Annotated in this window: 13 protein-coding genes; 9 read left to right on the top strand and 4 right to left on the bottom strand. The window is 43.9% G+C overall.

Annotation, left to right across the window (positions count from 1 at the left end):
* Positions 1-15: 15 nt before the first annotated feature.
* From NEPTK9_RS04240 to NEPTK9_RS04230, 3 genes are all read right to left on the bottom strand, one after another.
* The gene (locus tag NEPTK9_RS04240) at positions 16-1,629 is read right to left on the bottom strand and encodes an ATP-binding protein (protein ID WP_194847590.1); all 1,614 of its coding nucleotides are present in this window, start codon (positions 1,627-1,629) and stop codon (positions 16-18) included.
* A gap of 167 nt (positions 1,630-1,796) precedes the next feature.
* Positions 1,797-2,126, bottom strand: coding sequence for a hypothetical protein (locus tag NEPTK9_RS04235; protein ID WP_194847589.1), 330 nt, complete (start codon positions 2,124-2,126; stop codon positions 1,797-1,799).
* A 120-nt stretch (positions 2,127-2,246) separates the two neighbouring features.
* Entirely contained in the window at positions 2,247-2,531 is a 285-nt protein-coding gene (locus NEPTK9_RS04230; protein WP_194847588.1) for a hypothetical protein, read from the bottom strand.
* A 388-nt stretch (positions 2,532-2,919) separates the two neighbouring features.
* Here NEPTK9_RS04230 and NEPTK9_RS04225 point away from each other — a divergent pair, with 388 nt between their 5' ends.
* Positions 2,920-3,591: a hypothetical protein gene (locus NEPTK9_RS04225; protein ID WP_194847587.1), complete on the top strand. Its 672-nt coding sequence runs from the start codon at positions 2,920-2,922 to the stop codon at positions 3,589-3,591.
* 317 nt (positions 3,592-3,908) lie between these two features.
* Here the strand turns inward: NEPTK9_RS04225 and NEPTK9_RS04220 are convergent, their stop codons facing one another.
* Positions 3,909-4,298, bottom strand: a complete 390-nt coding sequence (locus NEPTK9_RS04220; RefSeq protein WP_194847586.1) for a hypothetical protein — start codon at positions 4,296-4,298, stop codon at positions 3,909-3,911.
* A gap of 398 nt (positions 4,299-4,696) precedes the next feature.
* Here NEPTK9_RS04220 and NEPTK9_RS04215 point away from each other — a divergent pair, with 398 nt between their 5' ends.
* From NEPTK9_RS04215 to NEPTK9_RS04180, 8 genes are all read left to right on the top strand, one after another.
* Positions 4,697-5,899, top strand: a complete 1,203-nt coding sequence (locus tag NEPTK9_RS04215; RefSeq protein WP_194847585.1) for a hypothetical protein — start codon at positions 4,697-4,699, stop codon at positions 5,897-5,899.
* Positions 5,889-8,231: a hypothetical protein gene (locus tag NEPTK9_RS04210; protein ID WP_194847584.1), complete on the top strand. Its 2,343-nt coding sequence runs from the start codon at positions 5,889-5,891 to the stop codon at positions 8,229-8,231. The genes NEPTK9_RS04215 and NEPTK9_RS04210 overlap by 11 nt, the downstream gene beginning before the upstream one ends.
* The gene (gspE, locus tag NEPTK9_RS04205; protein WP_194847583.1) at positions 8,224-9,762 is read left to right on the top strand and encodes a type II secretion system ATPase GspE; all 1,539 of its coding nucleotides are present in this window, start codon (positions 8,224-8,226) and stop codon (positions 9,760-9,762) included. Before NEPTK9_RS04210 ends, gspE begins: the two co-directional genes overlap by 8 nt.
* Before the next feature lies 1 nt (position 9,763).
* Positions 9,764-10,948, top strand: a complete 1,185-nt coding sequence (locus tag NEPTK9_RS04200; RefSeq protein ID WP_194847582.1) for a type II secretion system F family protein — start codon at positions 9,764-9,766, stop codon at positions 10,946-10,948.
* 9 nt (positions 10,949-10,957) lie between these two features.
* Entirely contained in the window at positions 10,958-11,380 is a 423-nt protein-coding gene (locus tag NEPTK9_RS04195; RefSeq protein ID WP_194847581.1) for a prepilin-type N-terminal cleavage/methylation domain-containing protein, read from the top strand.
* A complete protein-coding gene (locus tag NEPTK9_RS04190; protein ID WP_194847580.1) occupies positions 11,356-11,766 on the top strand; it encodes a type II secretion system protein in 411 nt (136 codons plus the stop codon). Before NEPTK9_RS04195 ends, NEPTK9_RS04190 begins: the two co-directional genes overlap by 25 nt.
* Before the next feature lie 145 nt (positions 11,767-11,911).
* Positions 11,912-12,370, top strand: a complete 459-nt coding sequence (locus NEPTK9_RS04185) for a hypothetical protein (RefSeq protein ID WP_194847579.1) — start codon at positions 11,912-11,914, stop codon at positions 12,368-12,370.
* Positions 12,371-12,379: 9 nt separating this feature from the next.
* Positions 12,380-12,847, top strand: a complete 468-nt coding sequence (locus NEPTK9_RS04180; RefSeq protein WP_194847578.1) for an RHS repeat domain-containing protein — start codon at positions 12,380-12,382, stop codon at positions 12,845-12,847.
* The last annotated feature ends 64 nt before the right edge of the window (positions 12,848-12,911 follow it).

Here is a 12,911-nt window from a genome sequence, read left to right as displayed (position 1 = left end):
CCCGGCAAACGCAACCTATCGGTGGCCTTCTTCAGGAAAAAGATCTCGAATTTTTTCTCCGGACTCAGATAGAAGCTCTCCTTTCCACTCAGATACATTGCGCGCCTCTGAAGAAAAGTTGGCTCCTATAATTGCTATTTCTTTTCCTTTACGGGTATAGGGCAAAAAGTACTGTTTTTCATGGATTTGCTTTAGAGCTTTATCAGCAGAGCCGTCAAGTTTAAGTTCAAGAATATAAGTTGTTTTTGGCATCTCTAGCACAACATCTATTCGCCCTGTATTTGTCGCTCGCTCTGATAACGGATCAAACCCCATACCATGTAGCATTGATAAGAGCATTGCTTGGTAGGTGCGCTCTTTGGCCCCTGCAAAGACTTGATATGCGAAGCTAGAAAGCCCGATCTTCATGTGATCGAAGAGAATACCCACGTGATGCTTTTCCAACGCTTTTACGAATTTTTCTGAGGACTGCACATCTACATTGTTTGTAAAGTGCTTGACAAGAGAGTTCATGAAAGCCGTTCGTACTTCTTCATTAGGAAGGCTTAAATGGTAACGCTTTGAGGTGGAGTTGTAGTTTTTGATAGTAAAATATCCGGCTTGATACATCAAAGCTTTTAAATCGATTTCTTCTAAAGAGCTGATATCCATCAACTCATCACCCCTTGCTGTTGTTCTGTCGAGAGAGATCATAGACCCAGGATGTTTTTTGAGCTGATTAATCAGAAAGGACGGGGTTCCTGTAGTATACCAATACCCCGCGGACTCTTTTTTACTCATAAAATTAAGCGTAGAAAAGGGGTTATAAACACAGGTATCACTTTTTGAAAATCGATAGCCGTTATACCAGTTTCGCACTTCGTCTCTGACGTTTTCTTCTGTTACTAAACTCCCCTGTTGACTCCTCTCATCAGCAATGTTTTGAATATAATCTTGAAAAGTGATTCTTAATTCTTCTTCGGTATACCCCATCATTCCTGCATACTTGGGATCCATCGTAATGTCGTTTAAATTATTAAGAGCAGAAAAAAGAGAAACCCGAGAAAATTTACTAATACCGGTTATAAATGTGAACTTTAAGTGTTTGTCTAAACTTTTGATTGTTCCAAAAAAGTCTTTAAGGATATCTCTATTATTTCTAGCAACATCAAGATCTTCTAAATGGTCTATGATAGGCTTATCATACTCATCGATTAGCACTGCTACTTTTCTCTTATACTTATTTGATAGCCCAACAACTAATGTATCCAATGCAACTTGGATATCGGTTGTAATAATAGAAATATCATGCTCTTTAGCGATAATCTCCAGCCTTACCTGCAAAGCTATTTGAAGCTTGTCGGGAGTTCTATTCGCTATTTTTGAAAAATCTAAATATAGAACTGGATATTTTCGCCAATCATAGCCGCTCCCATAGATCTTACAGCCCTTAAAAGACTCTTTATTGCCACTAAGAATTTCTTCTAAAGTATTAAGAAATAAAGATTTTCCGAACCTTCTAGGACGAGATATAAAATAATGCTTTCCTGTTGTTATTAACTCCTTAGCAAACATTGTTTTATCAACGTAAACTTGATCTTCTTCAAGGATTTCACGGATACTTTGGACACCAATCGGTAATTTTTTCATTTGACCAAGATTATAAGGTAGAGTTATTTTCCTTCATTTTACCCTATCAGGAACAAAGCATTCAACTAGAAAATTTTACTTTACAAAGGCCTATCATGGACTACGTCCGATAGTTTTACTTATGTTTTTAAATTATTGGAATTGAGCAGTTTAATAGATTTGTGTTGCTAGCACTCTTGAACATTCTGGTCACCACCATCAAGCGGCTTTTCATGATGCTCTTGATGCCTGGTGATAGGGATAATATTAGGACGGGTCATCTGTAGGATTTGACCTTCAATATTGCTGACCTTAGAGTATACTTGGTGCACGTCTTTTTCAACCGCATCGATTTTCTTGTCGAGATCTCTGATCTCTACTCTGAGAGTTTGCTCAGACGCTTTAATTTCATTTTTAAGCTCTTTTCTCAGGCCATCTAATCGACTTATCATGTAGATAAAGCCTCCTCCAAATCCAAAAAAGATTGCTAGAACTTCTGGCCAGTTTATTGAAGACATATCCAGGTTGCTCCTTACTATTTTCTACCCTTATTATAGTCAAAAGTTCTAAGAAATGCAATGAATTTTTAGCAGTACGTCTGACATCAAAAATCATGTTGTTAAATCTTTAATATATAGCTACTTATTTGAGATTGAGCTACCGCTCATCTCCGAGAAAATCTTCTCTACTCGAGCTAGGAGGCTTTGCTTTTGGCTATCTGGTAGGTTTGCGGCTTTGATTGCATTTTCAAGCTGTTGCAGCTCGCAAACGCTTGTTTGCTTTTGCTTATTCTCAATTGCAGTAAGCTCTCCGGTAAAATAGTGTACAGAAGCGAAGTTTGGATGGGTGTTAATGGGAGGTGCGGCATTTAAGGTAGGTGAGGAATTTGAAAAGGGGAGCCAAAAGAGATGAAAAGTCATCATATGTTGCTACCTCTCGAGGCTTTTATCGATGGAACATAAAGAAGGTAAAAGGAATGTGAAAACAATTGTGTGCGCCGCGAGGCGCGTCAATAATTGTAAAATGAGAAGGGTATACCGGGTCTTGTGCATCTGACGAACATCGAAAGATGGAACAAGAGATGTGAAGCATAGAATAAGAAACAAGCAGGCCGTAACGAAAGTGAGCAGGATCTGTTCCGAAATATTTTCGATGTAAAATTGTCGACCCGATAGCACATGCATGGCGGGAAAGCAATGAAACCGCGTCTTAGTCAGTAGCCCTTATTTTCAAGGAATTTTTTTTGAGGTTTTGTCGAAAAAGCTCGAAATCTGGTAGAGTAGAATCTTTTGAAAGTAAACGGATTTACCTATGGATGTCGAAATTGATTTGCCGAAACCTATGTTGTTTGATTGGAAGAAGATACTAGCCTATGTGATCCCTATTGCAGTGCTTGCTGGGATCTTTGTTGCGAAGCTCGGGAGCCGGAGTGGCCGCGCCGAGCACGATTTTGTTTCTGCCACCCGTGATTTTGTAAAGTGGGACCAGGTTCTCAATAAAAAGACCGAAGGACTTGTTGCCTTGGAAGGGATGTTTAAGAAGCGGCCAGAACTCAAGGCCCGTTATGATGCCCCCATTGCTCAGAAACTCCTCTCTGTCAAGTCTGCGAAAAGTGCTGCCCCCTACGTGGAAAGAACTTTGGAGCGGACCCATCAGCCCTACTATAGCGACTATGCTCGCACCTCCCTTTTGGTCGGAGAAGAAAAGTACGGAGAAGCTTTGGTGGAGGCTCGCGCCCTTAAAGAGAAGCTCGCATTGGAAAAAGAAAGCTCTGCTTTATTTGCTTTTAATTTATTGAGAATAGCGACTTTATGTCAGGAGCTAGGTGACCGAAAGGGAGAGCTTGCTGCTTGGGAAGAAATGAAGGTTTCTTCTGGGCACGAGGGATTTAAGCAGCTCCTTAGCCACTTTAGCGTGCAAGAAACGACACTTCTTGACTACATCAAGTCTCGGGAAGAGGACTTAGGGCCCATGAAGAAGTAAGGTCCATAATTTGACTCAGCGAGACACAGAAAAATTGAGCTGAATGAGGAGTAGCATTCCCAATAGGGAAGTGCGACAAAGAAGCTCAATTTAGCAAAGTCGTAGCCAGTCAAATTAGGGCATGTAATTAATTACAGCTCCTGCCTTAGTTTTTCCTATGGAAAATTTCATCGTTACCCTCCTTCGAAAGCCCGATTTGGGCTTCCTGCATCGGATGCCTTGAACTTTTCTCATAGGAAAAACTCTTTCAATTCGCTTTAATTGATTACACGCCCTAGGCAAATTTATTTCTTTGTGGGTCCTTAAGCCAATAAGGCTTATTGTCCTCCTTCTCCCTCTTGACCTGCTGCATCAGCCGCTCTGTGCATCCCTGTTCCTCCTACGAGACCGAGGAAGAAGAAAACAAGTGGTGGGAGGAAAAATGCAACCACAGCTCCCACAATCCCTAAAACAAGCTTTGTTGTCTTTTCTTGCTTAAGGACAAAGTGAAAGGCAGCTTTTGCCGACTTGGCCACTTTTTTTGGAAACCAGATTCCAAGAATTCCCCCGCCCCCTGCTAGGAAGATGCTCCAGCCAGGACCAAAGAAGTAGAATGTTAGGAGCGTCGCAAGAAGAAAATAAACAGCGAAGAAGATTTCCAATCGGTGCTTCTTCCCAAAATTTTCAAGCTCTTGAACGCTAACGCCTTCGTTTAGTTTTTTATCCATTGTTTCACTCTTTATGCAAAATCATAGGCGCAACCCCCTTAGGGATACTACCCCGGAGAGCTGCTAATGTCAAATGAGGGGATTTTCGATTTTTCATCAGGTTTATGGGGGAAAAATGACCACATACTTGTTTAAAGTAGGGGTCATTTTGCCCCTCTGAACCTGGAGGAAAAGAAAAATTCAAGCAATTGACAGTAGTAGCTCTCAGGGGTATTACGCCTCTATTGCTAATTCTAATGTAAACCAATTTTTTTGCAATCAAGATATTATCAGTTTTCTTTGAATTTTTTGGCTAAAACAAATAAGGTAAATGCGATACTAGGCCTAAACTTTTTTGGAGAGAACGCGAATTGATACTGAAACAACGATCTCTTATCTCTATCCACAAAAGCATCAACATGTTGAATAAGGTGCTTTTAGCGGCCCTGATTGCTGTAGGGGCTATTTTTGCTCTTTACTTTGCCCTTCCGGCTGAAGATGAACCATTAAAGATGGTTCCCAAAAAAGAAGAAAAGAGGGTCCACTCCTTTGATTACGAGGTGATTGGCAAGGGGCCTCTAGCATTACGTAATGAGATTCAGAGCTTTCCTTTCCCCGACTTAAGTGGAGAGATTGCGATCGTAGCGCAGACCAGTCGCCCCGATATTCCTTCTTCTGAGACCCGGTTTTTACTGGGTTTACAAGGGGAAGAAGTTGAGGTGGCTTCTGGGCAGAATCTCTACCTTTCCTATAGCGGCAAAGAGTTAGGTTTTTCCAAGGAAGTGACCCCTCTTTGGGTTCAGCCAAAGGTGGATGAAGAGGGAGAGACATGGCTCGAGATGGGGGTGGAGCTTGTTTCTAAGGAGGGGGAGAAGCTTTTAGATGAAACGCGCTCTTTCAAGGTAGACGTTCAAGAGACGTTTAAAGAGGTTGGGACTGAAGAGATTATCGAGGCGGTCGAACAGTTGAAAGAGGCCAAGTGGTGGGGACCTGATCGCCTGTACAGTCAGTATGGAGGGGAAGACTATGAACCCTATAAAGAGTGTGAGCGACTAGAGGTTGAGGGGAAGAAGATTTTATTTGCGAGTGAGGGGAAGACCTTTGTGTGGCGTAGCGGGATGTGGGAAGAAAGTGAAGAGACCCGAGGCTTTGTAATGGCACGGGTAGAGGAAATTTCTCCTTACAAGATGGAGGTGGCTCTTTGGGATAAGAGTGGTTTAGAATCGGTCCTCTTAACGTTTAAGCGAGAGCGTCCTTCGAGAATGTCTCTTCGTGTTGAAGAACTTTTCACCCGGATTCGGCAAAGGACAACCTCTCGCATCTCTTGTCGGATCGATAATCGAGCAGTGATTCTTAAAACAGGGGATTGGGTCATCCATAAACCGAATGGATGGCACATTGTCAAGACAGCTTCTGAAGTGGAAGCCATCTTGAATTTCGAAATGGAAGGAGAGCTATTTGTTTTTGATGGATTGGAAAAAGTTGATGATAAACAGATTTTTTGTGGCGCCCTTTTCAATCCAATGAGAACCACCTCCCAATCGATTAAACTTCCGATGACACAAAAAAATAAAAAACTTCGAACCGCAAACCGGAAACGAGAGCTGATAGATGAAGATTAAGGGGTTACTTGTACTTCTCTTGACATGTAAAGCGGCTTTACATTGTCAAACCATTGAAGAAAAACGGGATGCTCTCCTGATGCAAAAGGAGGAAAAGGAGCTTGGAAGCTATTTAAATAAGATCAATAGAGAGCTCAAAACGCTCCGTCAGGCGATGGAAGAAAAGTATGAGCTTGTCAATGAGTACTATGAAGAGGAGGCAAGTGAAGAGGAGTATCAGGCCCTTTTAAAAGAGGTCAATGGGATCCGGTTAGAAATTCAAGATCTCGAAAAGGAGTGGCACGACTTAGCATTAGATGAGTCTAAAAAAGATGATGAGGGGTATGGGCTTTGGGACCAGGAGGAGACGACTCTATCGCAGCTCATCATGGAGTATGGCTCGAGCGATTACCTCTATATTGTCCCCCCAGAAATCCTTTCGATGAAGCTTCATATGCATTCGGGGATCCCGATTCCCCGCGAATCGTGGAGCGATCTTTTGGAAATTGTCCTCTCCCATAATGGGGTGGGTGTCAAGCAGCTCAACACCTACACCCGCCAGCTTTACATCTTAAAACAAGACCTAATCGCGGTCGACCAGATCTTAAGCGATCGGTTTGGTTTGATGCGGGTTCCCCCAAAAGCGCGGATTGCCTACATCTTTTCTCCACCTCCCGAAAGAATTAAAGGGGTTTCCCAATTCTTTGAGCGATTCCGCGACCAAAAAATGACCTTTGTCTATCAGGTGGGGTACAAAATTGCGATCATCTCTTCGAAGGAGGAGGTCGAAAAGCTCTTAACGCTTTATGACGCGGTTTGGGAAAAGGAAAATGAAAAGATCACCCGTGTCCTTCCGATGAACCGGTTAAAGCCGGCTGAGATGGAAAAAATTTTGAAGGCGTACTTTGGCGATTTGAAAAGACGGCCCCGCATTGGTTTAACAAAGGGAGAGGGAGATGATTTGGTGATCCTTCCCTTGAAAAGTGAGGGTTCCCTTGTCTTGATTGGGCCAAAGCAGATGGTAGAGCAGGCGGAAAAACTGGTGAAGGAGACCGAAGCACAGATCGAAGATCCAACCGAGATGACCGTTTATTGGTATACCTGCCGTCATAGCGATCCGGTTGATGTCGCTGAAGTTCTTGAAAAGGTCTATGCTTCACTCATTTATTCGGGGATTGAGGGGCAGGAGCCAAAGCCAACTGATGCTCCAATACCTCCTCCCCGCTCTTTTGAACCTCCTCCAGAAACCCCACCTCCTTCTTATGGTCCCCCTCCCTATTCGAGTGTCGTGACCCCTTTAACAGGGGTGGCGGCAACGATTGATTCGCAAAAAGTAAAATCTTATACCACCAACTTCATCCCTTATCCCAAAACGGGGGCGATCATGATGGTGGTTCGCCGCAACACGCTCGATAAGATCAAAGAGCTGATTCGAAAAATCGATGTTCCTAAAAAAATGGTGCAGATCGAGGTCCTCCTCTTTGAGAAAAAGATCACTAACCACAATAATTTTGGTCTCAACCTCCTTAGGTTAGGGTCAGTCGCAGCCCAAAGCCATGAGACCGGGCTTTGTTATGAAACGGGCGCTGGAGTGGAAAATCGAGGGATCGTTGACTTCTTTATTTTCAGAAAAAAACCAAATAGTTTTTGGCCGGCATTTGACATCGCCTACAACTTTTTAATGGCGCAAGAAGATGTTCGGATCAACGCTTCTCCATCGGTAACAACGCTAAACCAAACACCAGCAACCATTGCGATTGTAGAGGAAATTTCGATCAATAATGGAGCGGCCCCAATTGATAGTAACCAGGGAACTGCCTTTACCAAATCGTTTTCACGGGCAACCTACGGAACTACAGTGGTGATCACCCCCACCATTCATGATCCCGAAGATCCTGATGATGACAAACACTTTGTCACTCTTGAAACAAACATTACCTTCGACACGATCAAAAAAAATGTTCAGGTTGATCAGCCGCGGGTCAGTAAAAGACATGTCGAAAACCAGGTTCGTGTTTTAGATGGAGAGACGATTATTTTAGGGGGACTTAGAGAAAAAACAGCTGAAGATAGTAGCAGCAAACTTCCCTTTTTGGGAGAACTTCCTGGAATTGGAAAGTTTTTTGGTGACTCGAAGATGACCGATGAAAAAACAGAAATGTTTATCTTTATCACTCCCCACATTATCTTTGACGCAAGAGGGGAACTTGAAAAACTTAGACACGAACAGCTGATGAAACGACCAGGCGATGTTCCTGAGTTTTTGGAGCGGGTGGAAGAGGCAAAAAAATGGAAAAGTCGCCGCCTTTTTAATAATAGTTTGAAACTCCTTTTTGGAACTGTCGATGGATGATTATTTGCTTGCAGATCGTTTTGGACTCGAGTCGATTTACGACCTTTCCAAGTGTCCCTTTGTTGAAAAAAGGGTGCACCGTCTCCCATATGCTTTTGTAAAGGAAAAGCTCGCCCTTCCTATTGATGAGAGGGAGGGAAAGCTCCTTGTTGCCATTTGTCACCCCTATGATTTGGAGGCGGTTGAGGAAATTCGGTGCATCACAGGCTTGGAGGTGGAGGAGATCTACTGTCCTCAGGAAGAACTCGAGGATGCCATTGAAAAATGCTACCACCAAGGAGAAAAAGAAGCCTCCCAATTTATTGAAGGGCTCAAAAAAGAAGGGGAGGCGTCGGCTTTACAAGAAAGGGAAGATGAGTATGACCTTTTAGATAAGCAAGACAACTCTCCTGTTATCCGTCTTCTCAACATGGTTTTAACCGAGGCGATCCAGCAAGGGGCTTCCGATATCCACTTTGAACCGCTAGAAAAAGAGATGGTCATCCGCTACCGGATTGATGGGGTATTGCAGTTTCGTCATGCTCCCCCTCCTGAACTTTCGAAGCAGCTCCTAACACGGGTCAAGGTGATGGCTAAGATGGACATTGCGGAGCAACGCCTTCCCCAAGATGGGCGGATCAAGCTAGCGATGGGGGGGCGGCAAATCGATTTTCGGGCAAGTACCGTTCCTGTCGTTTATGGAGAGAGAATTGTTTTACGGATTCTTGATAAGGGCAATGTTGTCCTTGGGCTGGATGCGATTGGTATGGGGAAAGAAACACTTGAGGCATTTCAAAAGTATACCGGTCAGAACCAGGGGATTGTCTTGGTAACCGGCCCGACAGGAAGTGGTAAGACAACCACCCTGTATAGCGCGGTGAGCGAAATTCACTCGGAAGAGGTGAATGTCATGACGATTGAGGATCCTGTCGAATACAAACTTCCGGGGATTGCCCAAATCGGTGTAAACCCAAAGATCGACCTCACTTTTTCCAAGGGACTTCGCCATATTTTAAGGCAAGATCCCGATGTCATTATGGTTGGGGAGATCCGTGATAAGGAGACGGCAGAAATTGCCATTCAATCTTCTCTAACAGGTCACTTGGTTTTAAGCACCCTCCATACCAACGATGCTCCTTCTGCCCTTACTCGCCTTGTCGACATGGGGATTGAACCTTATCTCCTTTCCTCTTCGGTCTTGGCTGTGTTAGCTCAGCGGCTCGTCCGTCGGGTTTGTGAAAATTGTAAGGAAAGTTATGAGCCAACAGCGCAAGAGCTTGAAGACCTTGGGCTGAAAGGGGGAAAGCTTTGTCGAGGAAAGGGGTGTAAGGAATGTTTTGGCTCTGGCTATCGAGGACGGGTGGGGATTTATGAGTTGATGCCGGTGACGGGAGAGATCAAGCGGCAACTTTTAGCAAGTGCTGATGCCAATGCGCTGCAGAAAACGGCGATGGAAATGGGGATGGCAACTCTAAGGAGTGAAGGAGGAAAGTTAGCTGGGGAAGGGATCACCTCAACGGCCGAAGTGCTTCGGGTAACAAGGCAAATTTAGGATGACATTGTATCAATATACAGCTCTTTCTCCTGAAGGACGGCGGATCATGGGAATGATCAATGCCGACTCGATTGACTTAGCGAAAGAAAGGCTCCGGAAAGAGCAAGTCCTTGTCACCAAGCTTGCGACTTACACAAAAAGGGGGAAAGAACTCACCATTTCGGGTTCCCTTCTTATTGGGTTTACAAGGGATTTACATGTTCTTTTGCGGGCGGGGCTTCCCCTTTATGATAGCTTGCTTACCTTGGAAGAAAAGTATCGCCGCACCAAACTCCATCCCATTTTTTTGGATCTTTGTGACCAGGTCAAGGAGGGGCGCTGCTTTTCTAAAGCGCTTGAGGATTACCCGCGGATTTTTGATCCGATCTATCTGTCGATGGTTCAAGCAGGGGAGGAATCGGGAAGTTTGGAACAAAGTTTTCGAGAGTTAGAGATTTTGATTGGACGCGAGCAATCCCTTAAAAAGAAGCTTTCTTCGGCGATGATTTACCCGGCTTTTTTAGGAAGTTTTTGCCTCATTGTGATTGGGGTCTTGCTTTTCTTCCTCATCCCTTCGATGAGTGAGCTTTTTGAAGATCGCTCCCTCCATCCCATGACGCAAACCCTTCTTTCGCTGAGCCATTTTTTAAACCGACATGCCCTCCCCATCTTTATCACCCTTGCATCAATCATCCTTGGTGGTGTATTTTTAGTCCGCCACCCAAAAGGGAAGGAGAAAGTGAAAGAGATGATGCTCCATGTGCCAGTTGTAAAGCGGCTTTACATTGAGACGGTGATGGCTCGCTTTTGTCGGGTGTTTGCAATTCTTTTTAAGGGAGGGGTTGCGATGATTGAGTGCTTGCGCCTTTCGAAAAGGGTGATGAAGCACCCCTCTTTTGAAAAGGAGGTGACACGCGCAGAGGTGAAGGTTCTTGAAGGAAAGCGTCTTTCTGAAGAGTTCCAAAAGTCTCCCCTTTTTCCCTCTCTTGTGATTCGGATGCTTGCGATTGCGGAGGAATCAGGGCGGGTGGCAGAGATGATGGGCCATCTGTCTGATATTTATGAAGAAGATATTGAAAAGAGTCTTTCCCGCTTTACAACTCTTCTCCAACCGGTGATGCTCCTCTTTTTAGGTGTTGTGGTTGCGATTATTCTTTTGGCGGTTCTTCTTCCGCTCACCGATGTCAGTTCAATATTAACGTAAGGTAGGATTATGAAAAAACGATATGCAATGACCCTTTTAGAGATCATGATCGTGATCTTTATCATTGGAATCATCACGAGTGTGATTGGTTACAACATGCGGGGAAGTCTCGATAAGGGAAAAGCGTTTAAGACGAAGCAAGGGGTGAATAAGCTGTATGAGATTGTCCAGCTTCAAGATGCGCAAGGTGACGGCCTTAAAAAAAGTGATCAAGAAAAAGATGGAAAGTTGGCAGATCAGGTGAAAAATCTTCTTGAAAGTTCTGGGCTTGTCCGTAAATCTAGCGAGCTGATGAAGGATGGGTGGGGAAATCTCTATGAGTTTGATATTGTAGGAGGAGACCTTCGCGCGACTTCTAAAAAGTATGATGAGTACTGCGATAAGGAAAACATTAAGGATCGGTATCCTTGGAGCGACGATACTTCACAATAATGGAAGTCCTTCTAACCATCGCCTTGATTGCTTTGGTCGGGAGTGTCCTCTTATTTCAAGCAAAGCCGATGCTTGACCACTACCGCTTTACCCATAGTATGGGGCAGCTCAAAAGAGAGCTGACCCTTTCGAGGCGGATTGCCCGGATTGCCGCAGCTGATGTGGAATTTTCTATTAAGGAAAAAAAGGGGGGAGGGCTTGAGTGTGTTCGGGAGACCGATGAGCCCTTGACCCTACCCCTTATGTTCGATTCAACCATTACGATTCCCTACCTTCACCTAGAGGGAAGGGAGATAAAGATCATCTTTACCCCTAGTGGGGCCGCTTTTGATGACCCAGTCCTTACCCTCTCTCTTTACAATCAAAAAGAAATTCTCCGTCTGTAAAGCCTCAGTTATCGAACAGTTTTTTTGCAAGGGGTTTTGTAGTAGGGCAACAATTGCTGGGAATTCCTGTGAAGGGCACTCTTTTCTTGAATTTAAAAAGATGCATCCATTACGCTAAAGTTCCTTTTCTAATAAGGAGAAACCTATGCGAGCATTTTCCTTAATTGCACTACTAATATGCATACTCTGCACCTCTAGAACAGAAGCTGGTCGCTTAGACCCTACTGCACATAAGCTGCTCTCTAATCCTGGATATGCAAAGTATATTGATGTCGAGTGCTACATTGTAACGCGAGAGCAAGTTGCAAAAGTATTCAGCCAGAAAAATGGGGTGATCACACAGTTGCCAAATAATCAGCTACGCTCAAAGCCAGTATACTTGCTTGTGAGATGTAAAAATAAAGGGTCATATATGGCTTTTGGAGATCTCCACTGCTATGTGCCCAACAGAGGAAGTCCTATACCAATAGACATGTCAGACCTCCGTGGTGGAGATGCATCATCTTATTTTGTTTCTGTTGTACAGATCTGTTCAGGCTTAATCGAAGATAATGATAAGATCCCTGCCATCAAATATCAATGGGATTGTTTGTATAACTATTGAGGCTATGAAATGGAAAAAATCTATTTCTTTTTGGTTGCACTGTTTTTTTCTTCATCCTTAATAGCTGACTGCTCTTATGACCAAAATAGCAATATTTCTACGATTTTCATCCCTGGTAATGGGGAAGTCAAATACTCTTACGATCCCATTAACAGACTTACTGATGCCCATTACCCTGAAGGAAAGTACTTCCGCTACTCGTACGACTACAATAGTAATATCACAGCAATAGAAGGCCCTCAAGGAACAACTCTCTACTCCTATGGTCTTCTTGATCGTTTAGAAAAGGTTGTATTTCCTGACGGAAGCCAGGTTGGTTATCGATATGATTGTATGGGAAGGCTAACAGAGCTCACCTATCCTGACGGAGAAATGGTTACCTATCGCTACAATCCCCAAGGGTATCTTATTGAGGTTAAAGAAGGTGACAGGATCACTCAATGTCAACTACTCCTCCCTAAAGGAAGGAGCTTGTAGCTAGCGCAGTTGCTGCTACCATAGGCACGTTGACAGGTGCCCTTGCTGAGACAACAGACTCAGC

It is taken from the genome of Candidatus Neptunochlamydia vexilliferae (genome assembly GCF_015356785.1).
GTDB classification, from domain to species: Bacteria; Chlamydiota; Chlamydiia; order Chlamydiales; family Simkaniaceae; genus Neptunichlamydia; species Neptunichlamydia vexilliferae.
This window is presented reverse-complemented; position numbering and strand designations above follow the sequence as displayed.